The sequence below is a fragment of the Pseudomonas sp. MCal1 genome (assembly GCF_026341415.1).
GTDB lineage: Bacteria > Pseudomonadota > Gammaproteobacteria > Pseudomonadales > Pseudomonadaceae > Aquipseudomonas.
This window is the reverse complement of sequence record NZ_JAKUMP010000008.1, coordinates 105,845-130,048: the sequence shown is the minus strand read 5'-3', so window position 1 is coordinate 130,048 and position 24,204 is coordinate 105,845. Positions and strand designations below refer to the sequence as shown.

Genomic DNA, 24,204 nt, shown 5'->3' with positions numbered 1-24,204 from the left:
CAACAAAAATTGACAAATCTGTCTCCTTTTCAAACCCAAAGTCAAAGGGGACAGATCTGAATGGCACTGCAAAAAAGACACCAACGAACTAGTCTGACTGATCGTATTGAGCGGAACCAATTCATTTAACAAAATCATGATTCACAGCAGCAGCATCCATGTTCAATCATCAAGCGGCACATTGGCCAAAGTACCCATTGATCGGCCAGACAATCTTTCCATAGAATGGTCTTGACTAAAAAAACACAAGTAAAGGGACAATCTATCCCCTTCTTCAGAACTAAAATGGGACAGATCTATTTTTTTGTTGAAGAAAATAAATCTGTCCCATTTTCTAATTCTTGTGGCAAGGCGAACGCCTGATCGCCGAAAGTGCCGACAACCGTTATCGCACCTATATCTACGAACCCGGCAGCTTCCGCCCGCTGGCCATGCTCGACGGTGAAGGCCCGCGCAAGGCGACGCCGTTCTATTACCAGCTCGATCATCTAGGCACGCCGCAAAAACTCACTGACTACAGTGGTGAAGTCATGTGGTCCGCGAAGTACCGCGCCTACGGCAACCTCGCGGCGCTGGATGTCAGTGAAATCGACAACCCGTTGCGCTTCCAGGGTCAGTATTTCGATTCCGAGACGGGGTTACATTACAACCGGCACCGCTACTACAATCCGAGCAGTGGGCGCTTTTTGACGCCGGATCCGATCAAGCTTGCGGGTGGCTTGAACAGCTACCAGTACGTGCCTAACCCTAGGGGGTGGGTGGATCCGTTGGGGCTAAACAACTGCCCCCCTCCCGAGGTAGATGGGCAAGAGTCCCTTTTAAAGCCCCCTGAAACTGCCGCTACGGTAGATGAGGGTGCACCGAAGGTTCCGGGACCTGAACATGGTAAAAATCCTAGGTTTTTCAAGACTGAAACCACATGGAAAGCGAGCGGAAAAGGAACAGGTAATGAATATAAAGTCTTCCAACAGGACATTGACTGGAGTCTAGAACACAAAGGCGTGTCTAACTTGGATAGAGCGAAAGATGGTGGTGCACCGTACATCATGAAGGACGGAGTTCCTCAGCAGCTCCAGTTACACCACTCAAGGCAAAATGGAAAAGGCCCGCTTTTTGAGTTGAGTCGAAAAACTCACCTGACCACTTTGAAAGGTAGAGGACGAGAAGCGGTGCATCCTTATGGGCACAGCCAACACCCAGAGCAACCTGTAGACAGGGAACTTTTCAAGAAAGAAGTTCCACAATATTGGAAAGACCGAGCAGCCGAGGCTTCGAAATGATCCCTAATGAATTAGTAAAACTCATTGAGAAACAACCTGGTGACATTCACCGGAGAGATAAAAATTCCGTCTTAAAAGAACTGGCGGCCCTCGGAATCGATCCTAGCAGTGAACTGGCCGAGTTTTTTCTAAACTACACCATAACTTTTTTCAAAAGCAGTTCTTCAGAGGAGGAACTATGTGACATCGCCGCCCCCAGTAACGAAATAGAGGTCGGTACAGATTTTATTAAGGAGGTGTGGGAGCTTCCAGAAAATTTCATTTGCCTTACAAATGTTCAGGGCGAGGGATGCTACCTGTACGACAAAAATAGTGGTGAGGTCTTAGATTTTAGCTTGGCTAAGCGAGATGAATTCTTGGCTGGCACAGTGCAGATAAAATGGAGCGGTTTTTTTGAGTTCCTGACTTGGTATCTTTCTTAATGTAGATTTGTTATTTGTGTGTTATCAGATGGAGCAAGAAATAAAGGAATCCGGGCTGGAGGAGTTGCTCGATTTAGCGGAGGCGGCTTAGATTCAATGACGACGTAATCTGATGACTTTCGAGCCGTAGCTGACTCGCAAGACGGAGTCTAGAGCCATTCCGATCGATATGACAACTGGCCGCACAGTTTGCCATTAGACCTAAATCCGCGCGGGCTGCCTTAGGGATTACTTCAAGGTACCGCTATTTTAGAAATATAGTAGATGGCCACAGATTGAGGACGATGGAATCAAGCCAATATTTTTTCAGGCTCACAAGAATGCGTTCATCAAGCGGCACATTAGCAATAGTACCCACTGATTGGCCAGACAACCTTTCCATAGAATGGTCTTAACTAAAAAACAGAATCAAAGGGACAATTTATCCCCTTTTCGAACAAACAAAATGAAAATTTTTCTCAACATTGAACACCTGAAAAACTATAACTCCCCTAGTACATTTATAAAATTCGCGACTACGGAACCTGAACCGGACATTGAACCTTGGTGGTTACTAATATATCAAGAGGGAAAAATAAACTACTGGCACAACACGCTAAAAAATCTGTATCCCAACCGCACGTTAGTTCCTTTCGCAAAGTTCAACGCCAATGATGATATTGCTTGCTTTGACGGCGATGATTTATCCGGCAATCCAAAAGTGCTAATAATACATGCATATGCTTCAGAGGGGTGGGAGCTTCACGGAGAACATCCTGACTTTAGCGCATGGCTAAAAATAGCGATTGAGACCCATACAAAATGGAATGAAGAAGATTAAAAACATCCACACCCAACATCTTATCCAAATATGTGTATTCAATCCAAAGAGGACAGATTTATTTTTAAGAAAATAAATCCCTCCCCTTTTCACACAAGTTTAAAGGATAAAAAATGAGTATTCAGAAGACAATCCCGAGGAAAATCTGGTGGGGCTTTGAGGCAAAATCATATACAGAAATTGCTCAAGAGCCACCTTCACAGGATGAGTCACTTCGAAAGTGGATCGCAATCTACGCCGCTTATCATTTAAACTTCGAAAATAGACCAAAAGGGGACAGATTTATTTTTCGTTAAAGAAAATAAATCCGCCCCCTTTTACTTAATAAACTCATGAAAATCACAATATCGCGCATAGTTAAAATCCACACAGAAAAGACCCTTGTTGAATTCTCCACCCCTTACGGAGAAGGTCTTTCAAGCTTATTCAATCTAGAGGCAATAGAAAACCGTTCCTATGACGTCGAAATAAATATTGATGATGATTTTTATTGGGGTAAAAACATCTCCACATCAATGAGCAACACACCATCAATTCGCCACGAAGCAGAAACAACCTATATAACAGCAGAGCTGATTTCTATTAGCAAAGATGGATGCAGCTCGCTAAAACTCGGCAACTCCATCATCCTCATCTCACTAAAAAACGAAAATAGAGATCTTATTTTTCCGAGCTTTATAGAGATTTCAGCCATTCAAATCACCCTTTACCCAACCAACACCTGAGTAGTGCTCAACCCCCCCCTCAAATACCCCTTGGATATCACTAAATGAACACAAGCAAAATCATCACTCTCGGAGCCAAAATAACTCTCGATGACATTTCCCAGCTTGATAAAACAATCGACACTTCTCTCGAAATAGAAAACTTAAAGGAAGACCTTTTTCAAGCGACTTTCCCATGCGGCCAAATACTCGATATTGGATGGCATCCAGAATTCAGCACATACGGTTCCTTTGTAATCTCTCTAATCCGCAATCAAGACTGGCAAAATCCTACTCATTGTGAAAAAGCCAAAAACTGGGCAGAGCTGAAAATCGCGCTAGAGAACATATTAAAAAACCTGGAAAGCTAGAATCGACAAACGCTTCCGACACATGAAGCAAACCAAATGACTAAAGCGACATCACCACTATCCCCCCTCAATCACCCCCTCCAAAACCTCATACTTAACCACCACCCGATTCCCATACAACCTCTCCCTCTCCACCAAAGCCCCCACCTGCCCCTTCTCCCTCACCTCCCGCCAAATTTCATTCTCCCGATACACCCGCTCCCCCTCCCGCACAAACCGATGCCCCACCTCGAATACGTGATACCGATACGCCCGCTCCCGATCACAAAACAACTCGCCCTCCAACTGCATCTCCCCCACCTTCAGCTTCAGCTGAAAGCTGCAATCCGTCGGGTTGTGCAGCACCAGGTCGATGTAGTTGTAGAAGATCGCCGCGCCGGAGCCGAATGGCAGGACGCGGCCGTCTTCCAGGACCGGGTCGGCGCGTTCGATGACGATCAAGGGTGAGTGAATGGCCATCCAGTGGATGTGGTTGCTGAGTTGGCAGATGCCGCCGCCGATGCGGGCTTAGCCGAATGAGAGTTCCATGCCTTCGACGTAGCCTGGGTGTAGAGAGAAAGTGGTTTCATCCGTGGCGAACGGCGCGAGCCGTTGTCTTCCTTGAGCTTGTAATGGCGGCGCATCTTACCGTGGAACCGCGCTTGATCGCCAAGCGCCTCGCCTGCGTCGCAAGCCGTAACAAGTCACCCGGACCGGGCGCTCTAAAATTAAGTTTGAACTAAGGTTGCGTCCCTACCATCCGGGCCACAAAGCAACGGTTCTGTGTGCTGATTGCTGTCAGCAGAACCCTTCAACTTGAAGTGAGCCCGGACCATGAGTGCGATCAATTCCACCTCAAAACAACTGCCCGCCTTCAGCCTTGTATTGGTCAATTACAAGACGCCGGAAATAACCCGGATGTGCCTGGAGTTTCTCCAGCAATACGTCAAGGAGCATCAAATTCCGGTGTGGGTGGTGGACAATGATTCCGCCGATGAAAGCCTGGTCTATTTGCGGTCTCTGGACTGGATCAACTTGATCGAGCGCCCCTCCCCCGGCAAGGAAGCGGGGCATATTGCTCATGGCAAGGCACTTGATCTGGCACTTGCAAAAGTTGAAACCGATTACCTGTTTTTGCTGCATACCGATACTTTCGTTTTTGACAGCACTGTCTTTTCGATGATGATGAATGAATGTATGCAATCTTTGGATACAGCAGCGGTCGGTTGCGTCGAGCAATTAGATCGCGGCGTCCTTAGAGACACCTGGCGCTTGTCTTCGCGTTACTTCAAACACTATTTCCGCCGGGCAAAACAGCACTTGGGGTTGCCCTCCCGAGATCCGAAACCCTACCGGGAAACTCACCTGAAAAGCTTCTGCACCTTGTGGAATGCACGGTTGATCAAAGCTCACGGGCTGCATTTTTCGATGGACGACCGGGTCCCGGGATACACGCTGCAGGATCGTTTAAGCAGCCTTGGCTACGGCATCAAATGTCTCTCGCCGCGGACGATCTTCCGCTACCTCGATCACATCCAGGCCGGCACCGTGGCAGCTATCGGTGGATACGGCACACAGCACCGCCGCACCACCATGTATCAGGAAACGCTCAAGCGCCTTCAGTTACAACGAGGCATGCGACCTGCCAAATCGTAAGGCAATTAAAAAGGGCGACTTTAAAGTCGCCCTTTTTGCATCTGAATTCTTTGGCCTCTACTCCGAGGAGGTGTTCGCCCAGTGTGATGGCCTGGCAATCCATGCACCGGTAAAGAGCCCTGACACTGGGCGAACGGGAGGGATTTTAATGGAAGTTGGCGGATATGTCGTGCTAATTGAAGATGAATTTTATGTACTGAAAAGTTAAAGAATATTGCTCATCGATATTTCCCGACAAACTTTCTGAATTCACTGCCTCGAACACTTCATATGACTGCTCTCATACAATTACTTGTACAAGAACAGTCACGCTGTAGAGTCAATACTCAACTTTCATGCTGACTGGTCACTTTTAATACATCGGTGTAAGTGACGATGACGCTCTGCCCCACTTTCAGGTTTTTCAGTTTGGCCTGAATCTCAGGCTTTTCGACGTTGAGGGTTTTGGACTGGCCCGACGGGTTTTCCAGAGTGACCCGGTTTGTCGCCAAATCAATTTTGGTGATTTTCAATTGCACCTGAACCTGGCGGAAGGCCTCGCCACCGGGATTGCTGCTGCCCACGGCGTTGCGCAGTTCACCTGTGCGCTCAGTGGAGCCAGGCAGACCTTTATCCACATCGGTGTCCAGGAAAGCGGCGATCGAATGTTGAACCTCGATCTTGACCAGATCACCCACCTTCAGATTTCCCAGGTTTTTCGCCTTGTCGCTGAGCTGAATGTGCACCTGGCGACCTTCTTCGCCTTCAAGGACAACCTGATGATTGGCCGGATCAACTGCGAGCACCTTGGTGGTGACCTGATCCTTTTCGACAGTCGCCGACAACGGAATATCGGCAGCGAACGCCGTGGAAGCAGACAGAACAGTGGCGAGTGCAATGGCGTGCGTCAGTGCTTGGAGCTTCATAAGCGGTACGTTCCCTGTGATGGATGGCAGCCCCCATCGCCAACGTATTCAGCGATGGGAGTGCCACTGAGCATAGACGCGCATCAGGGTTTGTTCAGCGATCGCTGCGCGGTGTCCTGCGCCGTGGACTCACCACTGGCGGTGCCTTTCCCGGAACGCTGCCGCTGTTTGGGATCGGTGGGACGCAGTGCATCATTGTCGCGTTCGGTTTCACCCGGCGGACGAGGTTCGTCGGGGTGCTCGCTATCAGGGACAGTATTCATGCCAGGCCTCCTCAGGCTTCGGGGTCATCGAGTTCCCGCGCCACGTTCACGGCGGGCGAGTCCTTGTGCAGTTCATCGGCCTTGGCTTTGAGCAGCTGCCACTGCTCAAGATCGATCGCACCCTGCCCCAACAGATCGTCAGCGATGCGCTGCAAATCAAAGTAATGGGCATCCGGGGACTGTTGCCAGTACGTCTGATCGTCAAACATTTGCTGCCAGGTCGTCAGGTCTGGCGGTTTCAGTTCCTCGCTCATGGATCGGATCCTCGGCCATGTTCCTCGGTAGAGGCGGCATTCTGGAGAGAGTTCCAATCGATTTCTTCTCCGGCCCGGAGCGCGGAATCAGTACCCGGTCATCTCCAGATAGCCCTGCCCGCCCCGGTTGCCGCTCAGGCGCACCGGCCCTTCCCAATACGGAATGCGCAGGTTCATCCAGGCATCGGGATTGATTGCATCGAGGGTGATCTGCAGATCTTTTCCCGGAATGCCGATCGACCAGCGCACCGGCATCGAACGTCCGGCTACCTTCGCAGTGTCCTGCGGGGTCAGCTTGATCTGCCCGGCCTGCAGCGTTTCAGTCTGGCCATCGGCAGCAATCCACGTACCGGTGAGATAAGGCGCACCTTCCTTCTGACGCATGCGGTAAAGCATGACGTGTTCGCCGCTGTCCAGATGCAGGGAGAACCAGTCCCACCCGGTCTGGTTGGCGGTCAGCGGCTGGCTGCTCCACTCGCGATCAAGCCAGGCCGGGCCGTTGACGGTGTAGGTCTGACCGTCGATCTGCAGGGTACCGCTGGCCTGGAAAAACGGCTGGCTGTAGTAATACGACGCCTGCCCCTGTTCGGATTTCTGGCTGAAACCCTTGTCACCCTGCAGCACCAGCGGACGGCTGGAAGTCAGGCGCAGTTGGTAGCTGAAGTTTTTATCCCGAGCGCTGAGTTGCAGGTCGGCCAGCGGATCGCTTGCCTGACTGACGAAACGCCAGTCATCGATCCACGCCTCGAACGGCACTGCCTGCACCCCGGCCTGCCCGACGCCGCCACGGGCGTAACGCTCGGCAGCGTGGTGGACGCTGGCTGAGGTCACCGCCGCATGCCCGAGCCAGATCGTCTGGTTGGCCCAGCCCGGCTGCTGCGGCGAGGCGTTCAGAGCGCTGCGAAACAACGTCCACTGCACGCCGAAATCGTTGCCCTGCGCATCCTTGAGATTGGCCGTCACATACCACCATTCGATACGGAAACCGTCATGGGCGCCGTGATCCGCCGGAAAGCTGAACACTCGCCCCGGCACCACCGGCGTGAAGGCCTGCGCCTGGGCGCCCATCCCGGCGAAGCCCTTCTGCTCCGGTGCGGGGTTGTCGCAACCACTGAGCAACAACGCCAGAAAAACCGCCAGAAACACCACCGCAAACCTAGTCCTCATGAGCAAACGTCCTCAACAAGTCCGCCGGTTGCGTGCGGTACAGCGAATAGAGCGGCCACGCCGAGGCCAGCAACGTCGCCAGCAGCGCCAGCCCCATCAGTTGCAGCAACTGCAATGGAAACAACCGCAGCGGCAGACGCCAGCCAAAGGCCTGCACATTGATGACCGCGTCCAGGCACCACGCCAGACCGATGCCCAACGGCAAGGCCAGCACCAGCGTCAACAGCGCCAGCAGCCACGTTTGCCCAAGGTTGAGCAGCATCAACTGGCGTCGCGTCACGCCCAGGGCCCACAACGGCGCGAGCTGGCCGAGGCGGCTTTGGCTCTGGGTCAGCAGGCTGATGAACAGCGCCACACCGGCGACGGCCAGCGTCAGGCTATTCAATGCGGCGGTCGCGGCGAAGGTGCGTTCGAAGACTTGCACCGACCAGCCTTTGAGCCGCGCCTGATCGACGATGCGGCTGTCATCAAGCTGAAAGCGCGCCTGCAAGGCACTGAGCAGCGCCGGGATATTCGGCGGGTCGATGCGCAGGTTGAAACGGTTCGGCGTCAGTTGCGGCCAGCCGCGCAAAAGATGATTGCTGTTGACCAGCACATGCCCCTTGGGGTTGCCGTAGTCGGCGTAGATGCCGACGATGCGTGGCGACCACGACCCGCCCGGCGTGGGAATCGTCAGGTGATCGCCCGGCCTCACTTTCAAGCGACGCGCCAGTTGTTCGCTGAGCATCACTGCATCGTCCTTGGCCAGCGCCGCCCACGGGTCATCGCCGCGCGCTTCGAGCAACGGCCAGTGCTGACGATAGTGCGGATGATCGATGATCCCGAAGACGTCCGCCGGCCAGCCTTGCAGCGTCACAGAGACCTGCCAGTTGGGCATGATCGCGGTGACGCTCGATTGCTGTTTGAGCCAGGTGTACAGCTCCCGCGCCTGAGCCGGGTTGCTCGGGTTCAGATAAAGCTCGGCGGTGAGCCGTTGTTCGAGCCAATCGTCGAAGGTCTGGCGGAAACCGGCGGTCATGCTGCCGGCGCCGATGTTCGCCGCCATTGCCAGCAGCAGCGCCATCAACGCCAGACTCAGCGCCGGCAATTGCTGGCGGCAATCGGCGAGAAACCACTGCCCGAGCACCGAGCGGCTGCGCCCGAGCAACCCGTTGAGCAACGAACTGAGCAACACTGGCAGCGCCAGCGCGGCGCCGAGCAACAATCCCGCCATCAACACAAAACCGCTGGCGAGACTGTTGCCCCACACCAGCGCGGCCAACGCAATCGCCGCACATACGCCGGCCACCCAGCCCTGACGTCGCAACCAGCGCGCATGTTGTTGATGCCAGGCCTGCGGATCCGCCACCGCCAGCAACGGCAGACGCGCCGCCCGCAGCAAACTGTTGGCCCCGGCCAGCAACGCGCCGAGCAGGCTCAAACCGATGCCGCTGAACCACCACCATGGACTCAGACGCAACTGCCCAGCCACTTCCGCGCCGTAGAGACCGCGCAGGCTGGCCGCGACGTCCGGCAACAGCACGCTCGCCAGCCAGTAACCGCTGACCACGCCGAACAACCCGCCGATCAACGCCAACGCGCCGAGCTCGACGATCAGGCAAGCGATCAGCATCCGCGCGCTGACACCGCAGGCTCTCAAGGTGCGCAGCAATCCCCGGCGCTGTTCCAGCGCCAGACCGATAGCCGCGTGAACAATGAACAAACCGACAATGAACGAGAGAAATCCGAGGGCGTCGAGGTTGAGGTGGAAGCTCTCGGTCAGTCGCGCCAGATTGTTTTCCTCGCCACTGCTCTTGAGCTGTAACTGGCTGTTGAACGCGGCCGGCACCTCGGCGTGAAAATCCTTCGGCAGCAGCAGACGTGACAGCTGATCGGGTTGTTCGAGCACGCGCTGAGCGACGCCGATGTCCACCAACAGCACGCCGGGGGCCATGTCGGTTTGCGCTCGCAGCGGCGGCAACGTCTGCCCGGATTCGGTGGTTGGCGTCGCGCCGTCGGCGAGGTTCAGCGCCCGCAAGGTTTCGGGAGAAATCCAGGTGCTGCCCGGCGGGCTGAAGAACTCGACAATCCGCTCGATCGGCATCGCCTGTCCGGCCACCGCGCTGTCACCGGGCAAGGACACGGGCTCGATGCCCATCAATTGCAGACGCTGGTTTTCGTGATTCTTGAGCGTCAGGCGACCTTGCAGCACCGGCGACACCGGCCAGCCCTGACGCCGAAGGTCAATGAACCATTGTTGCGGGAAGGTCGCGCCGTTCGGCGTGCTGAGGCTGGCCTGGGGTTCGCCGCCGATCAACTGGCTGGCCCTCGCGTAACTGTCCCGCGCCTGACTGTTGAGCGCTTCGACTCCGGTCAACAGGCTGGTGGCCAGCCACAACCCGGTCAGCACGCTGAAAAACTGCACCGGATGGCGCCGCCAGTGACTGAGCAGCGCCGTCAGCGCGTGGCGGAAAACCTTCACGTCAATCGACCGCTGGACAACACCACCCGCTCCGCCAGCCGCGCTGCCACGCGCTGACTGTGGGTGACCATCAGCAGCGTGGTCGGTGTGTCGTCGAGTAATTCCAGCAACAGCCGCAGCACTTCATCGCTGGTGTTTTCGTCGAGGCTGCCGGTGGGCTCGTCGGCCAGTAGCAGTTTCGGTTGTGCGGCCAGTGCCCGACCGAGCGCGACCCGCTGTTGCTGGCCGCCGGAGAGTTGTTCGGGATAGCGCTTGAGCAATTCGCCCAGCCCCAGGCGTTGCACCAGATGATGCTGCCAGCGCGGGTCATGCCGACCGGCGAGCCGCGCCTGAAACGCCAGGTTGTCCTCGATCCGCAGACTGCCGATCAGGTTGAACTGCTGGAACACCAGACCGATTTCGGTGCGCCGCCAGTTGGCCAGTTGCGCCTCGTTCATCCGGTCCAGACGGTGCTCGCCGCTGCTGATGCTGCCGCTGTCGACCTTGTCGAGCCCGGCGATCAGGTGCAGCAGCGTGCTCTTGCCGCTGCCCGACTCGCCCATCAGCGCCAGGCTGCTGCCAGGCTTGAGCGTCAGGTCGATGCCTTGCAGCACCGGCAACGGGCCTTGCGGGGTGAGGTAGCTTTTGAAGACGTTTTGAACCTGGAGCATGCCGCCATCCGATCGATCCGTGTCGGCCAAGGATAGCGGATACAAGGAATGGATCTGAACTCTGCTTTGTCTGATCCGCCCTCATCGCGAGCAAGCTCGCTTCCACAGGAAACTGCATTCCAAATGTGGGAGCGAGCTTGCTCGCGATGAGGCCAGCCTGGACAACCCATAAATCACTGACCCACCGCCACACTCGTCGGCGCCTCACCCGGCGTCACGATGCTGCTCAGGTCGATGTGTTTCCACTCGGGTTTGGCCCCCAGCCGCGCGTTGAAGCGGTAGTTGAAGGTGAATTCATCCGCCGTCGCCACGCTCAGCGGTTTGCCGTACACCGCTTCGATTCCCGGCAGGTCGTAGCCCATCAACTGCAGCAGGGTCGGGAAGATGTTGTAGTGACTGGAACGGTCCTTGTTCGCCGCCAGTTGCGCCGACCAGTCGAGCGTCTGTAACTGATCGCCCTGGATCACCACCAGTGGCACCAGCCCTTCTTCTTCCACCGGATCGCCGCCGCAGTGGGTGTTGAGTCCCGGATTCCCACGCTCGTGCAAATCCTGGCCGTGGTCGGAGGTGTAGATCAGCAGCGCGTTGTGCAGATTGGCCTGGGCAAATACCCGCGAGAAGAACTCGCCGACATTCCACAGCACGGTGTTCTTGTAGGCGTTGCGATACAGCACCCAGTCATCCGGCTGGCCGTTGAAACCGGTGCGTTCGCCGGTATCGGCGACTTCCGTGAACTGCCCGCGAGGCAAGGTCGGGCGGTAGGCCATAAAGGCGTCGGGGTATTTGTCGTGCACCGGGAAATGCGCGCCGACCTTGTTGATCAGCACCAGCTCCGGCTTGTCGTCGTTAAGCAGTTCGATCAGCTTGGCCGCGGCGGCCATGTCGCGGTCGCGCACGCTGGTCTGGTCAAATTGCACGAATTCGTCGATGTCCTTTTTCTCGGCGTCGTTCATCAGATTCTGCAGGTTGCCGCCGGTGCGCTGCGCGTCGATGTAGACCGTGCGCATACCGGCCTTTTTGGCGTACTGCCAGATCGACGGCAGTGTGCTGTTGATGCGCATGTAGTCGGCGCGGGTGCCGCCGTAGCGCAAGGTGATGTTGGTGTCGGCGCTGCAATTGGCGATGGACGCCGCGTAACCGTAATTAAAGATTTCGACGCCCGGACGGGCCTGCTTGAGGTTGCTGTGCACACCGAACGGCGCATTGATGTCCAGGTAATTGCCGGAAATGCTTTCGTCGATGATCAGCACGATGTCATGACCGACCGCCGGGCCATTGCGTGCCAGGGTCACCGGCTCACGCGGGCCGACGGTGTTGTGCAGCGCTTCGTAGCCGAACAGGTTCAGATAGGCCAGCGGCGTATACATGATCGGCAATCCGCGCGCGCCCTCGCCGGCCCGCACGAACAACACGGCGCTGAGCAGCAACACACCGCACACCGGCGCAGCGATCCGCAGGGCATTGGGTACCGCAATCGCGTGCCGTGGCTTGAGGCCGATCCCGAACAACAGCAACAACCCGTTGAGCAGCCCGTGGATGATCGCCCCCCGGTACTGATACGCCGCTTCCTGGATGAACCCGCCGGAGTACACCAGCGAGACGAAACTGCTGTAGGTCAGGTAATCGGCGGTCACCCTTGTATACACATCGAAGAACACCGCCGAAACAAACATTGTTAATGCGAACAAATGCCGAATGAAAGTCTGACGTATATAGGCCGTTAGTAATAACGAAAACGTTAGCGTCAAAAACATCGCGCCAAAAAGAAGTACTGCCAACCCCATACCCATCGCATTTAAGCGGTCAAGGTAATATTCGAAATAAAGCAACAGATAAATAATTAAAAGCAGTTCTTTCAGATATCGAAACATGGCAATTCCGGGCGCGTCCGACGAAGCATTGTCAAGGGATTGTCGGTCAAAATCTGACACTAGCACCGGGCCATCAAAGCGCAAGAAATGTCGGACATAATCAAAAAGCGTCAAAAAACTGTTGACTCAAATCTGACACACCCAAGTCGTTAAAACCCTTGAATTTCGCGGCCTACGACCGTTTATCGTTTTCTTCGAATTGTGAAAAACATGTCAAGGACGGGACAAATCCATCTACAGCAAGCACTTGATGGCCATTCGCCCCCAAATTTGGGGGTGTTATACACCTGCAACATGTCATTTTGCTGACACGCTTTTCCCACGCTGCGCTATACCCCTTTTGACAGTTCAATTTCGATCTTCCATCACCGTCTTACGAGGCACGCCAATATGGACGTGAGCGTATTTGGTACGGGCTATGTTGGCCTGATACAAGCAGCCGCACTTGCCGATGTCGGACATCGCGTATTGTGCGTCGATATTGACCCGAACAAAATTAAACAACTGCAACAGGCAGTACCGCCTATTAGCGAACCGGGTCTCTCGGCAACTTTGGAAGAAAACATCAAGGCCGGGCGTTTGTTATTCAGCACCCAGGCCAGCGATGCGGTGGAACATGCCGGACTGATCTTCATCGCCGTGGGCACGCCAGCCGACGAAGACGGTTCCGCCGACCTCAGCCATGTGCTCAACGTGGCACGGCAGATCGCAAGCTTCATGGAGGACGATCGCACGCTGATCATCAAATCCACGGTGCCGGTCGGCACGGCGGATCAGGTGCTGCACACCGCTGAAGAAGAACTGCAACGGCGCGGCAAAAGCGCTCTGGCGGTGCGAGTGGTGTCCAACCCCGAATTTCTCAAGGAAGGCAGTGCCCTCGCCGACTGCATGCGTCCGGACCGGATCATCGTCGGCACCCGCGACGATTTGGCCCGCGAGCAAATGAGCGAGCTGTACGCGCCGTTCTGCCGTAACCACGAAAAACTGATGTTCATGGACAACCGCAGCGCCGAGCTGACCAAGTACGCGGCCAACGCGATGCTCGCCACCCGCATCAGCTTCATGAACGAGCTGGCCAACCTCACCGAACTGCTCGGCGCCGATATCGAAGCGGTGCGCAAGGGCATCGGTTCCGACCCGCGCATCGGCTATCACTTTATCTACCCCGGCTGCGGTTTTGGCGGTTCGTGCTTTCCCAAGGACCTGCGCGCCCTGCTTCACACCGCCGAACACAACGGCATGCCGCTCAAACTGCTGCGCAGCGTCACCGACGTCAACGACAGCCAGCGGCACATCCTGTTCAGCAAGCTCAAGGCGCAATTCCCTCAAGGCCTGGCCGGCAAGTCGATCGCGATCTGGGGTTTGGCGTTCAAGCCGAACACCGATGACATGCGCGAAGCCCCCAGCCGTTATCTGATGGATGCGCTGTGGGCCGAAGGCGCCAGCGTGCAGGCCTACGATCCGGAAGCGATGTCCGAATGCCGGCGCATTTACGGTTACCGCAATGACCTGCACCTGTGCGCCACCCGCGACGACACCCTGGAAGACGCCGACGCACTGGTGATCTGCACCGAGTGGAAGAATTTCCGCGTGGTGGATTTCGAGCTGCTGGCCAGCAAGCTGCGCTCGAAAGTCATCATCGATGGGCGCAACCTCTACAACCCGGAACAAGTCGCAGCCGCCGGCCTGCACTACAGCGGCATCGGTCTGCGCCACATCGCGCCTGACGGGTTGCGGCCATGAAAATCCTCGTCACCGGTGCGGCCGGGTTCATTGGTGCTCATTGCGTACTGCGGCTGGTGCGCGACGGCCATCAGGTGATCGGCCTGGACAACTTCAACGGCTACTACGATCCGCAGCTCAAGCACGATCGGGTGGATTGGGTGCGCGAGCAGATCGGCGACTTTCAGCTCGCCATGATCGATCTGGCGGACGCGTCGGCTCTGCAAGCGTTGTTCGCAAGCGAACGGCCGCAAGTCGTGGTCCACCTCGCGGCGCAGGCCGGGGTGCGTTATTCGCTGGAAAATCCACGGGCCTATCTGGACAGCAACCTCGACGGTTTCCTGAACATCCTGGAGTGCTGCCGCCGGCACCCGGTCGAGCACCTGATCTACGCCTCGTCCAGTTCGGTATACGGCGCCAACCAGCACACGCCTTACTCGGTACAGGACGGCGTCAATCACCCGCTGTCGCTGTACGCCGCGACCAAGAAAGCCAATGAATTGATGGCCCACAGTTACAGCCATCTGTTCGGCATCGCCTGCACCGGGCTGCGGTTTTTCACGGTGTACGGGCCCTGGGGCCGGCCGGACATGTCGCCGATCCAGTTCGCCAGGGCCATCAGTGAAGGCTCGCCGCTGAAGCTGTTCAACTACGGCGAGCATCAGCGTGATTTCACCTACATCGACGACATCATCGAAAGCATCGCACGCCTGATCGAGCGCGCGCCCCGGGCCAATCCCGAGTGGAACCGCGAACAGCCCGACCCGGCCAGCAGCATGGCCCCGTGGCGCCTGTTCAACATCGGCGGCCAGCACCCGGTCGAGCTGAAGACCTACCTCGCCCTGCTGGAAAAGCACCTCGGCCAGAAAGCCGTGGTCGAGCTGCTGCCGCTGCAACCGGGCGACGTGCTCAACACCTGCGCCGAGGCCGGCGATCTGGCCCAGGCCACCGGGTTTCAGCCCCGGATCGAGCTGGATGAGGGACTGGGGCGGTTCATCGCCTGGTTCCGCGATTACTACCCCACTGCCTATCGCCCACGCGCCGCACGCGGCTGACCATCAGCGGAGGACTCCATGACTGGACATGAAAAAGGTGTACCGATCCAACATCTGGTGCGTGACAAACGCATGGATCCGGAACAGCGAATGCGCCTCGACGCGGCGATCCATCGTCAGGGCCAGGGCTGGGTGACCGGTCGCGAAGGTGGCCGGCCGTGGCAACTGTCGCGCACCAACCGGGTGGTGGCCTGCCTCGGCGCACTGATGATTCTGCTGCTGATTTCGCCGCTGCTGATCGGTCTGGCGCTGGCCATCAAGTTCACCAGCAAAGGCCCGGTGATGTTCGTGCAGAAACGCACCGGCTACCGCGGCCGCAAGTTCGGCATGTACAAGTTCCGGACCATGGTCGCCAACGCCGAAGAGCTCAAGGAGTCGCTGCGCCATCTGAACAAGCACGGTGCCGACGCCATCGATTTCAAGATCGACAAGGACCCGCGCATCACCGGGATCGGCGGTTTCCTGCGGCGTACCAGCCTCGATGAATTGCCCAACCTGATCAATGTAGTGACCGGCGACATGCGTCTGGTCGGCCCTCGCCCGACCTCGTTCAACGCCTACCGCTACAAGGACAGTCACCTCGCTCGTCTGGCGATCTACCCCGGCATGACCGGCCTGTGGCAGATCTCCGGACGCAGCAACATCGACTTCGACCAGCGCGTTGAGTTGGACCTCAGCTATATCGCCGAGCAGAGCCTTTTGCTTGATCTGAAGATTCTGTTGAAAACCCCCTTCAAAGTATTCAGCGGCCACGGAGCAAGCTAATGGACGGTTCAACCAACAAAAGCCTGAGCATTGCCAGCCCCAGCGAGTCGAACCTGACTTCGACCGTGCTGGACCTGGATCTGCGGATCCTGTTCCTGACCGCCGCCAATCCCGGCGCCGGCACCACCACCAGCGCGCTGGCGCTGGCCAGTCAACTGGCGCAAATGAGCAGCGGCCAAGTGCTGTACGTCGACGCCAGCCAGTCGGCGAGCAACCTGACCCAGCAACTGAACCTGAGCAAGGAGCGCGGCCTGCGCGACCTGCTGTTCAATCCGGACAATCCGCCGCTGTTGCAGGACTGCGTGGTGCAGGTGTCGAGCCTGCCGTTCCACGTGCTGCCCAACGGCCGGCCGATCCGCACCATGGAACACCTGACCGCCGAGCGCCTGAGCCCGTTGCTCGATCAACTGGGCAGCCAGTACCGCTTTGTGGTGATCGACGGCGACGCGGTGTATTCGGCTGCCGACACGCTGGTCATCAGCACCCAGGTCGACGGCGTGGTGTTCGTGGTACGGGCCGAAGACACCCGCTGGGAAGTCGCGCAAGCGGCGGTGCAGCGGTTGACCCAGGCCGGGGCGAAAGTGGTCGGCAGCGTGTTCAACCGGCGCAAGTACTACATGCCCAAATGGCTGTACAAAAACCTGTAAGCAACCGCGAGGGATGACGCCATGAACGCCAAGATACTGGTTCTGCTGATGCTGCCGCTTGCAGGTTGCTCAAGCACTTCCGAAACCCAGAACATGCCGGTGAATATTCTCACCGCCACCCCGGCCAACGCCCAGGCCACCGACATGCCCAAGGTCGAACAGACCCTGCGCCCGCAAGACGTGCTGGACGTGATCTTCCACATCAGCACCAGCGGCTCGGACGCCTACCGCGTGCAGTCGGGTGACCAGATCGGCCTGAACTTCACCGCCGCCAGTCAGCTCAACGGCAACCAGTTGGTGCTGCCGGACGGCACCATCGAACTGCCGGGCGCCAACACTTCGGTGAAAATCGCCGGGCTGACCAGCGACGAAGCGCGCCAGGAAATCCAGCGCGCCTACCAACGCAAACAGCTGTTCCAGCCCAACCGCAATCAGTTGACGGTGCAGATCATCAGCCCGCTGACCAACGAGCAGAATCTGAAAAACGCCCTCAACCACCCGGCCACCGGCATGAGCCGCGAGATCACCGTCGGCACCGACGGTTACGCGAGCTTCCCGGAAATCGGCGCGGTGCCGCTGCAAGGCATGACCGTCAACCAGCTCGAAACCTTCCTCAACAAGAAGTACGCGCAACTGCCGGGCCGGATGACCGTGGACGTGCTGCTCAAGTCCACCGCCGGCAACGAGATCTACGTGCTGGGCGAAGTCGGTCAGCCGGGCTCCTACCCGATCCGCCGGCCAGTGTCGGTGCTTGAGGCGCTGACCCTGGCGCGCGGCACCAACGTCAAGGCGCGGCTCGATTCGGTGGTGATCATGCGGCGCAACGGCAATCAGGTGCAGGCCGTGCGTTATGACGTCGAGAAAGCGTTGTCGGGCGAGGCGCCGCAAATCGCCTACCTGCAACCGGACGACATGCTGTACGTGCCGAAAACCAAACTGGCCAGCGCCGGCGAACTCGCCCGGCAACTGGCCGACGTGGTGCTATTCCAGGGCGTGGGCTTCAGCTTCGGCTACCGCGTCGACAACAAAGACAGCAACAACAACTGACTCTCAGGTGACCGACCATGAATCCAAAGGAAAACTACCTGCATGAGTTCTTCAGGATCTTCTTCGCCAACAAGCAGCTGGTGAAGCGCGTCTTCCTGATCTTTGCAGTGATCGCCCTGGTGCTGCCGCTGCTGCTCAAACAGAGCTTCGATATCACCGCTCAAGTGATCGTGCAGTCGAAAAAACTTTCACAGGGCGACGCCACCACGTCGCTGACCGTGGACAACGCCACCTTCATCCCGCCGTCGCTGGCGGACATGGAAACCGAGAGCAATATCCTGCGCTCGCCGGCGCTGATCCGTCAGACCATCAGCGAGCTGCGCGACAAGGGCGAATACACTCCGTCGCCGGGCCTGTTCAGCAAATTGGTGGGCGAACCGTTCAAGCGCTACATCAGCTCGCCGCTGCGCCAGTACGTGATCAACCCGGTGCGCAACACCCTCGGGCTTGAAACCGATCCGGTGCGCGACACCGCGCTCGATGCGCTGACCCAGCAAGCCATCGACAGCCTGAAAATCGAGACCCTGCCCGGCTCCAACGTGATCTCGATCGTCTACAGCTTCCCCGATCCGCATCAAGGCACGAACTTCGTCTCTGCCCTGCTGCAAAACTACCTGGTGAGCCGTCAGGCGCTGCAATCGATCGATCTGCCGCAGTCCTTCTACGAAACCAAGAAGCATCTGTATCAGGTGCGCCTCGATGGACTGGAAGGCAATCGTCAGGCGCTGCTGGAAAGCGTTGGCGCGTCGGATCCGAAGGAGGAAATCACCTTCCGCCTCAACGCGATCAACACCGAAGAGCAGGCGCTGAACCTGTACCGCGACCGCCTGCTGCAGAGCCAGCGCTGGCTCGAGTACCTGAAGACCGCGCTGGCCGCCGCCAGCAACAGCAAACTCAACGACTACACCTTCCCCTACACCTTCACCACCACCGTCGACAACGTGGCGTTCGAGGACCGGGAAATCAAACAGATGGGCGAGCAACTGACCACCCAGGTCAGCCGCTACATGAACGATCTGGCGGTGTTCCAGCCCGGCAGCGAACCGATGCTGCTGACCCGCGAACAGATTGCCCGCACCCGTCAGCAGTTCCTCAAAGTGGTGAGTAACCGCATCCAGGAACGCACCAACGACCTGGCGGTGGTCCAGCAAGTAATCGATCAGAAAACCGCGCGCATCGCCGACTTCAAGGCGCGTATCCATGAGTTGCAGCAGACCCAGAGCAAGCTGCGGCAGATGGACACTGAAATCGATGCCCTGCACGCCGCGTTCTCGACCTACGCCCAGCGCTTTGCCGAAAGCAGCACCACCCGCTCGCTGAGCGACGACTTGTCCAACGCCCGGGTGTTGAGCCCGCCGTTCGAGCCGACCGAAGCAGCGTTTCCCAAACCGATGCTGATCATTCCGTTCGGTTTGTTCACCGGCCTGTTGCTGGCGATTGCACTGGTCTACGTGCGTGAGTTCTTCGACCACCGCTTCAAACACCCGGCGCAAATCAGCCACGAACTGGGCCTGCCGGTGCTGCTGGTGATCAACGATCAGAACGCGCAGCCGAGCAATCCGCACAAGAACTGGACCGTGCCAAGCTTCGTGCACTGGGTGCGCAATTGAACACGCCCGCCACCCCGAACGCCGCCCTGCCGATCGTGCATTTGCTCAGCAGCGGCGGGTTCTACGGGGCCGAGCGGATGTTGCTCGATCATTGCCTGGCGACGCCGGGGCAGCACCAGGTGCTGTTCCTCGATGCGCCGCCGGAACTGATCGCGCGCTTTCGCGAAGCCGGCGTCGATGCACAAGGCTGCGCAGGGCTCGCTGCCCTGCTGCGGCACTTGCGTCAGCGGCGCGGTGAACGTCCGTTGATCAACACTCACAATTTCAAAGGCCTGTTGTTCGGCTGGGTCGGCGCCACGCTGTTGCGCCTGCCACTGGTGATCACCCAACACGGCTTCACCCCGCGCAGCCGCAAGCAAAAGTTCTACACCTGGCTGAGCCTGCAACTGTGCCGCACGGCGTCGGTGGATCGGGTGGTGTGCGTCGCCGAAAGCATCGCGCAGTTGCACCGTCAGGCCAGCGTGCGCGCGGAGAAGTTGCAGGTGATTCCCAACGGTCTGCCGGCAGCCGCCGCGCTGCTTTCCGAAGCGCCCCGGCAACGCTGGCTCGCCGGTTACGTCGGGCGTCTGAGCAGTGAAAAAGGCCCGGATCTGTTTCTCGACGCGCTGATTCCGCTGTGTCACCAACACCCGCAACTCGATGCGGTGATGCTCGGCGACGGCCCGGAACGCAAAGACTTGCAGGCGCGAATCGACGCCGCCGGTTTGCAACAGCGCATCCGCTTGCCGGGTTATCAGACCGACATGCGGCATTGGTGGCAGCAACTCGATGCGCTGGTGATCAGCTCGCGCACCGAAGGCACGCCGATGATTCTGCTGGAAGCGATGCAGGCCGGGGTGCCGGTCGTGGCATTCGGCGTCGGCGGAATTCCCGACGTGCTGGAGAACCGCCACAACGGTTTGCTCGCTGCCCCGACCGATAGCGCCGCCCTCGCCCGCCAGCTCGACACGTTGCTGTCCGAGCCAGGCCTGGCGCGGCAACTGCGCGACAACGCAAAACGCACGCAACAGGACCGCTACGACCTCAAGGCCCTGGCCGAACGCTGGTCGCAGCTGTACATCCGCACGGCACGGGAGGCACGCGCATGATTTTCCCGCTCTCGATCGTCAGTCTGCTGGGCCTGGTCTGCATCGCTCTGCTGGCCAGCCCCTGGCCCTATCTCGCGCCGGGCGCCGTGCTCGGCCTGGTGGGGTTCGCGGTGTTGTACCGCAAACCGACCTGGGGCCTGCTCGGCATTGCCGCCCTGGTACCGTTCGAGGGTTTCTTCAAGGACAGCTCACTGTCCGGCAGCAAACTGATCGGCGCTTCGCTGGCGGTGATCCTGATGCTGCAACTGGCGATGCACCAGATTCCCTCGGATCGTCTGCGCAGCAATATCTGGCGCTTTCTGATCGCCTTCATGACCCTGTACTTTCTGAGCCTGCTCGACACCGATGACATGGGCATGTCGCTCGGCCACCTGCGGGAGATCAGCGTCGGCCTGATCCTGTTTGTCATCACCCTGCTGATCGGCCGCGAGCTGAACCTTGACCTGTTCGCCCGGCTGGTGACCCTGGCCGTCAGCATGACCTGCGCCATGGCCATGTTCTCCACCAAATTCCAGGATCAGGGCCGCGCCGCCGGCCTGCTCGAAGACCCCAACGCCTTCGCCCTGCTGATCGCGTTTGCCATTCCATTGGGGCTGCTGCTGGTGATCCGCAGCCCGAACTTGCTGCATCGGCTGTTCTGGGGCGGTTGCTGCCTGCTGCTGCTCGGCGGCATGACCAAGACCGAATCGCGCTCCGGGCTGGTGGTGCTGGCCTTGAGTCTGGTGATCGGTTGCTGGCACTACCGCGCACAACTGACGCGCATTCGTCCCCGTCACCTGGGCTTTGCCATGCTCGGCGCGGCGATCGTGATTCCGCTGGCGATCTATGCGATGCCTGCCGGTTACATCGCGCGCATCCAGTCCCTCAGCGTGTTGAGCGCCGGCGCCAAGGGGCACAACGATGAATCCCTCGGTCGCCGTGCCTCATACATCGTGGTCGGCGGCCAGATGATGCGCGAGAACCCGCTGCTCGGTTCCGGCCCCGGCACCTTCCCCCTGCACTACGCCACCACCGGCTATGCCAAGGCGTTTTCCGCGAACCGCAAGATCGGCGATCTGTACCGTCGGGCGCACAACACCTACCTGGAAATCTTCAGTGAACTGGGGGTTCCCGCCGGTCTGATGTTCGTCGGCATGCTCGCGCTGGGCCTGTACAACCTGATGCGGGCACGCAAGGAATGGATGCAGCGGCGCAACTGGCAACAGGCGGATCTGATGACCCACCTCGGGGTGAGTTTCCTGTCGCTGACGCTGTTCCTGATGTTCCTCAGCGCGCCGAACCAGAAATACCTGTGGATCATGCTCGCGCTGACCAGCGTCCTGCGCCTGAAAGCCGAGCAGGCGCCAATGACGGAGGCCAAAGCATGAGCCGGATCAGTATTGTCATCCCGATGTTCAACGAGGCGCGGCACATTGGTCGCACCCTGCTGGCCGCGCAGAAAGCCGCCCACGCCGCCGATGTCGAATGCGAGCTGATCGTGGTCGACAACGGCTCCAGCGACGACGGCCCGCAGATCGCCCGGCAGTTCGGCGCCCAGGTGCTGGTAATGCCGGGACTGCTGATCGGCGCGTTGCGCAATCGCGGCACGGCCATTGCCACCGGGGAATGGCTGGCGTTCATCGACGCCGATATCGAGATGCCGGAAGACTGGCTGCGGCCGTTGTTCGACATCGAAGCCAGCGGCCAGGCCGACGTCTTCGGTCTCGATCTGCACACGCCCGCCGCCGCGCCGTGGTACGCCACCGCGTGGCAGCGCCGTACCTTGCGCCCGACCACGCACACCAGCCATGTCGTCGACTGGCTGCCCAGTGCCAACCTGCTGCTGCGCCGGCGCTGGTTCGACAAGGTCGGCGGTTTCAATGAAAACCTGCGCACCGGCGAAGACAAGGAATTCACCCTGCGCCTGCACGAACACGGCGCGCGGCTGCTGTCGATCAATGAAAACGTCGCGCTGCACTGGGGCTATGAAATGAACTGGCGCGAATGGATGGGCAAGGAACTGTGGCGTCAGGGCAGTCATTTGCAATTGCTCCGTACCCACGGTTTCAGCCTGCGCCTGCTGCGGTTTCCGATGCTGTCGATCCTGGTCTGGATTCTCGATTTTCTGGCGATATCCGCCCTGCTCGACGGTTTCCCCCATCACGCCGCGGTCATGGTGATGCTGACGCTGCTTCCGGGGCTGTTACTCAGCGTGCGCCAGAGCCACCGGCAACATGACCTCGGTTTCACCCTGCAACTGTGGGGCCTGCACTGGATGCGCCTGCACCTGGCGGGCGCCGCGTTCATTCTCAGTCTGTGTCATTGGAACGCCAGGAGGCCTGCCCGTGGCTGAATTCATTTTCTGGATGTGCCTGCTGCTGCCGGTGTACGCCTATGTCGGCTATCCACTGCTGCTGACGCTGCTCGCGCCGCTGTTCCCGGCGTGGCGCCACAGCCCGGCACCGCCGCTGAACATCAGCATCGTTATCGCCGCCCACAACGAGGCGCGGCACATCGAACACAAGCTGCGCTCGCTGCTGTCGCAGGACTATCAGCCGGCCTCCCTGCAAATCATTCTGGCCAGCGACGGATCCACCGACGACACCGTGGCCTGCGCGCACAAAGTCGTCGACCCGCGAATCACCGTGCTCGACCTGCCCCGCCAGGGCAAGGCTGCCACGCTGAATGCCGGTACAGCGCTGGCCACGGGCGACATTCTGGTGTTCACCGACGCCGACAACCAATGGTCGCGGGAAACCCTCGGCTACCTGCTGGCGCCCCTGAGCGATCCGCAAGTCGGCGCTTGCGCCGGGCACATGGTGATCCCGGTTACCGGTGGCGGCTTGAGCGTCGGTGACAGCCTGTACCGGCATTACGAGGGCTGGTTGCGCCGGGTCGAGAATCGCACCGGTTGCATGGTCTCCGCCGACGGCGCCCTGCTCGCCCTGCGCCGCGAACTGTTCGAGAACGTACCGGCGGAGGTCAACGACGATTTCTTCATCAGCACCTGCGCGCCGGTGAAATTCAAACGCATCGTCTACGTGCCCGAAGCGCAAGTGATCGACCACGGCGTGGATGAAGCCGACAAGCAGTTTCGCCGTCGCCAGCGGGTCACTGTCGGTGGCCTGCAAAGCCTGGCGCAACGCAGTGAACTGCTCAATCCGTTCAAGCATGGGCTGTATTCGATTGCGTTGATCAGCCACAAGTTGATCCGCCGCCTGGCGCCGATCCTGTTGCTGCCACTGCTGCTGAGCAATTTATGGCTGTGGGAAGAGCACGGTTTCTATCGCCTCTGCCTGATCGCGCAACTGGTCGGCTACGCCATCGCGATTGCTGGCCTGCTGGATTCGCAACACCGCTTGCCCAAACCGTTTCGCCTTGCGGCATTCCTGCTGGTGACACTGGCGGGCATGAGTATCGGCCTGTGGCAGTTCCTGCGCGGCCAGCGTTACGCCCAGTGGAACCCTGACCAAAACCGTTGAGAGGGA

At 58.6% G+C, this 24,204-nt stretch carries 22 protein-coding genes and 2 pseudogenes; 16 read left to right on the top strand and 8 right to left on the bottom strand.

Annotated elements, in window-relative coordinates; genetic code table 11:
* Window positions 1-338: 338 nt before the first annotated feature.
* The 5 genes and pseudogenes from MKZ87_RS29050 to MKZ87_RS14940 all read left to right on the top strand — a co-directional run.
* A pseudogene (locus tag MKZ87_RS29050) lies at window positions 339-1,280 on the top strand (RHS repeat-associated core domain-containing protein); the annotation flags it as partial.
* Complete coding sequence (locus MKZ87_RS14955; protein WP_085704906.1) at window positions 1,277-1,702, top strand: hypothetical protein; 426 nt, start codon at window positions 1,277-1,279, stop codon at window positions 1,700-1,702. The pseudogene MKZ87_RS29050 and the gene MKZ87_RS14955, both read left to right, overlap by 4 nt.
* A 445-nt stretch (window positions 1,703-2,147) precedes the next feature.
* Window positions 2,148-2,522, top strand: a complete 375-nt coding sequence (locus tag MKZ87_RS14950; RefSeq protein ID WP_085704904.1) for a hypothetical protein — start codon at window positions 2,148-2,150, stop codon at window positions 2,520-2,522.
* A 332-nt stretch (window positions 2,523-2,854) separates the two neighbouring features.
* Window positions 2,855-3,247 (top strand): hypothetical protein, encoded by a 393-nt coding sequence (locus MKZ87_RS14945; protein ID WP_139834878.1) that lies wholly within the window; start codon window positions 2,855-2,857, stop codon window positions 3,245-3,247.
* A gap of 44 nt (window positions 3,248-3,291) precedes the next feature.
* Window positions 3,292-3,597 carry a hypothetical protein gene (locus MKZ87_RS14940; RefSeq protein ID WP_085704900.1) on the top strand — a complete coding sequence of 102 codons (306 nt, stop codon included), beginning with the start codon at window positions 3,292-3,294 and terminating at the stop codon, window positions 3,595-3,597.
* Window positions 3,598-3,654: 57 nt separating this feature from the next.
* On the opposite strand, the pseudogene MKZ87_RS14935 reads toward MKZ87_RS14940, so the two are convergent.
* Window positions 3,655-4,152: pseudogene (locus MKZ87_RS14935) on the bottom strand (VanW family protein); the annotation flags it as partial.
* 258 nt (window positions 4,153-4,410) lie between these two features.
* On the opposite strand from MKZ87_RS14935, the gene MKZ87_RS14930 reads away from it, so the two are divergent.
* Window positions 4,411-5,232 (top strand): glycosyltransferase family 2 protein, encoded by an 822-nt coding sequence (locus tag MKZ87_RS14930; RefSeq protein ID WP_085704896.1) that lies wholly within the window; start codon window positions 4,411-4,413, stop codon window positions 5,230-5,232.
* A 326-nt stretch (window positions 5,233-5,558) separates the two neighbouring features.
* Here MKZ87_RS14930 and MKZ87_RS14925 read toward each other — a convergent pair whose 3' ends face one another.
* The 7 genes from MKZ87_RS14925 to MKZ87_RS14895 form a co-directional block, all read right to left on the bottom strand.
* Entirely contained in the window at window positions 5,559-6,137 is a 579-nt protein-coding gene (locus tag MKZ87_RS14925) for a hypothetical protein (RefSeq protein ID WP_085704894.1), read from the bottom strand.
* Window positions 6,138-6,220: 83 nt separating this feature from the next.
* A complete protein-coding gene (locus MKZ87_RS14920) occupies window positions 6,221-6,400 on the bottom strand; it encodes a hypothetical protein (protein ID WP_085704892.1) in 180 nt (59 codons plus the stop codon).
* Between the two features lie 11 nt (window positions 6,401-6,411).
* On the bottom strand, window positions 6,412-6,654 hold the full coding sequence (locus MKZ87_RS14915; protein ID WP_085698628.1) for a hypothetical protein: 243 nt from the start codon (window positions 6,652-6,654) through the stop codon (window positions 6,412-6,414).
* Window positions 6,655-6,741: 87 nt separating this feature from the next.
* Window positions 6,742-7,821, bottom strand: a complete 1,080-nt coding sequence (locus MKZ87_RS14910) for a lipocalin-like domain-containing protein (protein WP_085704890.1) — start codon at window positions 7,819-7,821, stop codon at window positions 6,742-6,744.
* Window positions 7,811-10,282, bottom strand: a complete 2,472-nt coding sequence (locus tag MKZ87_RS14905; RefSeq protein ID WP_085704888.1) for an FtsX-like permease family protein — start codon at window positions 10,280-10,282, stop codon at window positions 7,811-7,813. Before MKZ87_RS14905 ends, MKZ87_RS14910 begins: the two co-directional genes overlap by 11 nt.
* A complete protein-coding gene (locus MKZ87_RS14900) occupies window positions 10,279-10,932 on the bottom strand; it encodes an ABC transporter ATP-binding protein (protein WP_085698625.1) in 654 nt (217 codons plus the stop codon). Before MKZ87_RS14900 ends, MKZ87_RS14905 begins: the two co-directional genes overlap by 4 nt.
* A 173-nt stretch (window positions 10,933-11,105) precedes the next feature.
* Window positions 11,106-12,803, bottom strand: coding sequence for a sulfatase-like hydrolase/transferase (locus MKZ87_RS14895; protein ID WP_085704886.1), 1,698 nt, complete (start codon window positions 12,801-12,803; stop codon window positions 11,106-11,108).
* Between the two features lie 390 nt (window positions 12,804-13,193).
* On the opposite strand from MKZ87_RS14895, the gene MKZ87_RS14890 reads away from it, so the two are divergent.
* Genes MKZ87_RS14890 through MKZ87_RS14845 form a run of 10 tightly spaced genes read left to right on the top strand, consistent with a single transcriptional unit; the run spans window position 13,194 to window position 24,198 of the window.
* Complete coding sequence (locus tag MKZ87_RS14890; RefSeq protein ID WP_085698623.1) at window positions 13,194-14,546, top strand: UDP-glucose dehydrogenase family protein; 1,353 nt, start codon at window positions 13,194-13,196, stop codon at window positions 14,544-14,546.
* Window positions 14,543-15,580: an NAD-dependent epimerase gene (locus MKZ87_RS14885; RefSeq protein WP_085698622.1), complete on the top strand. Its 1,038-nt coding sequence runs from the start codon at window positions 14,543-14,545 to the stop codon at window positions 15,578-15,580. The genes MKZ87_RS14890 and MKZ87_RS14885 overlap by 4 nt, the downstream gene beginning before the upstream one ends.
* Window positions 15,581-15,598: 18 nt before the next feature.
* Window positions 15,599-16,345: a sugar transferase gene (locus tag MKZ87_RS14880; RefSeq protein WP_085698621.1), complete on the top strand. Its 747-nt coding sequence runs from the start codon at window positions 15,599-15,601 to the stop codon at window positions 16,343-16,345.
* Complete coding sequence (locus tag MKZ87_RS14875) at window positions 16,345-16,992, top strand: CpsD/CapB family tyrosine-protein kinase (RefSeq protein ID WP_085698620.1); 648 nt, start codon at window positions 16,345-16,347, stop codon at window positions 16,990-16,992. The genes MKZ87_RS14880 and MKZ87_RS14875 overlap by 1 nt, the downstream gene beginning before the upstream one ends.
* A gap of 21 nt (window positions 16,993-17,013) precedes the next feature.
* A complete protein-coding gene (locus tag MKZ87_RS14870) occupies window positions 17,014-18,039 on the top strand; it encodes a polysaccharide biosynthesis/export family protein (protein WP_085698619.1) in 1,026 nt (341 codons plus the stop codon).
* A gap of 17 nt (window positions 18,040-18,056) precedes the next feature.
* A complete protein-coding gene (locus tag MKZ87_RS14865) occupies window positions 18,057-19,649 on the top strand; it encodes a GumC family protein (RefSeq protein WP_085698618.1) in 1,593 nt (530 codons plus the stop codon).
* Window positions 19,646-20,737, top strand: coding sequence for a glycosyltransferase family 4 protein (locus tag MKZ87_RS14860; protein ID WP_085704882.1), 1,092 nt, complete (start codon window positions 19,646-19,648; stop codon window positions 20,735-20,737). The genes MKZ87_RS14865 and MKZ87_RS14860 overlap by 4 nt, the downstream gene beginning before the upstream one ends.
* The gene (locus MKZ87_RS14855; RefSeq protein WP_085704880.1) at window positions 20,734-22,104 is read left to right on the top strand and encodes an O-antigen ligase family protein; all 1,371 of its coding nucleotides are present in this window, start codon (window positions 20,734-20,736) and stop codon (window positions 22,102-22,104) included. Before MKZ87_RS14860 ends, MKZ87_RS14855 begins: the two co-directional genes overlap by 4 nt.
* A complete protein-coding gene (locus MKZ87_RS14850; RefSeq protein WP_085698615.1) occupies window positions 22,101-23,069 on the top strand; it encodes a glycosyltransferase in 969 nt (322 codons plus the stop codon). Before MKZ87_RS14855 ends, MKZ87_RS14850 begins: the two co-directional genes overlap by 4 nt.
* Entirely contained in the window at window positions 23,062-24,198 is a 1,137-nt protein-coding gene (locus MKZ87_RS14845) for a glycosyltransferase (RefSeq protein ID WP_085704877.1), read from the top strand. Before MKZ87_RS14850 ends, MKZ87_RS14845 begins: the two co-directional genes overlap by 8 nt.
* The last annotated feature ends 6 nt before the right edge of the window (window positions 24,199-24,204 follow it).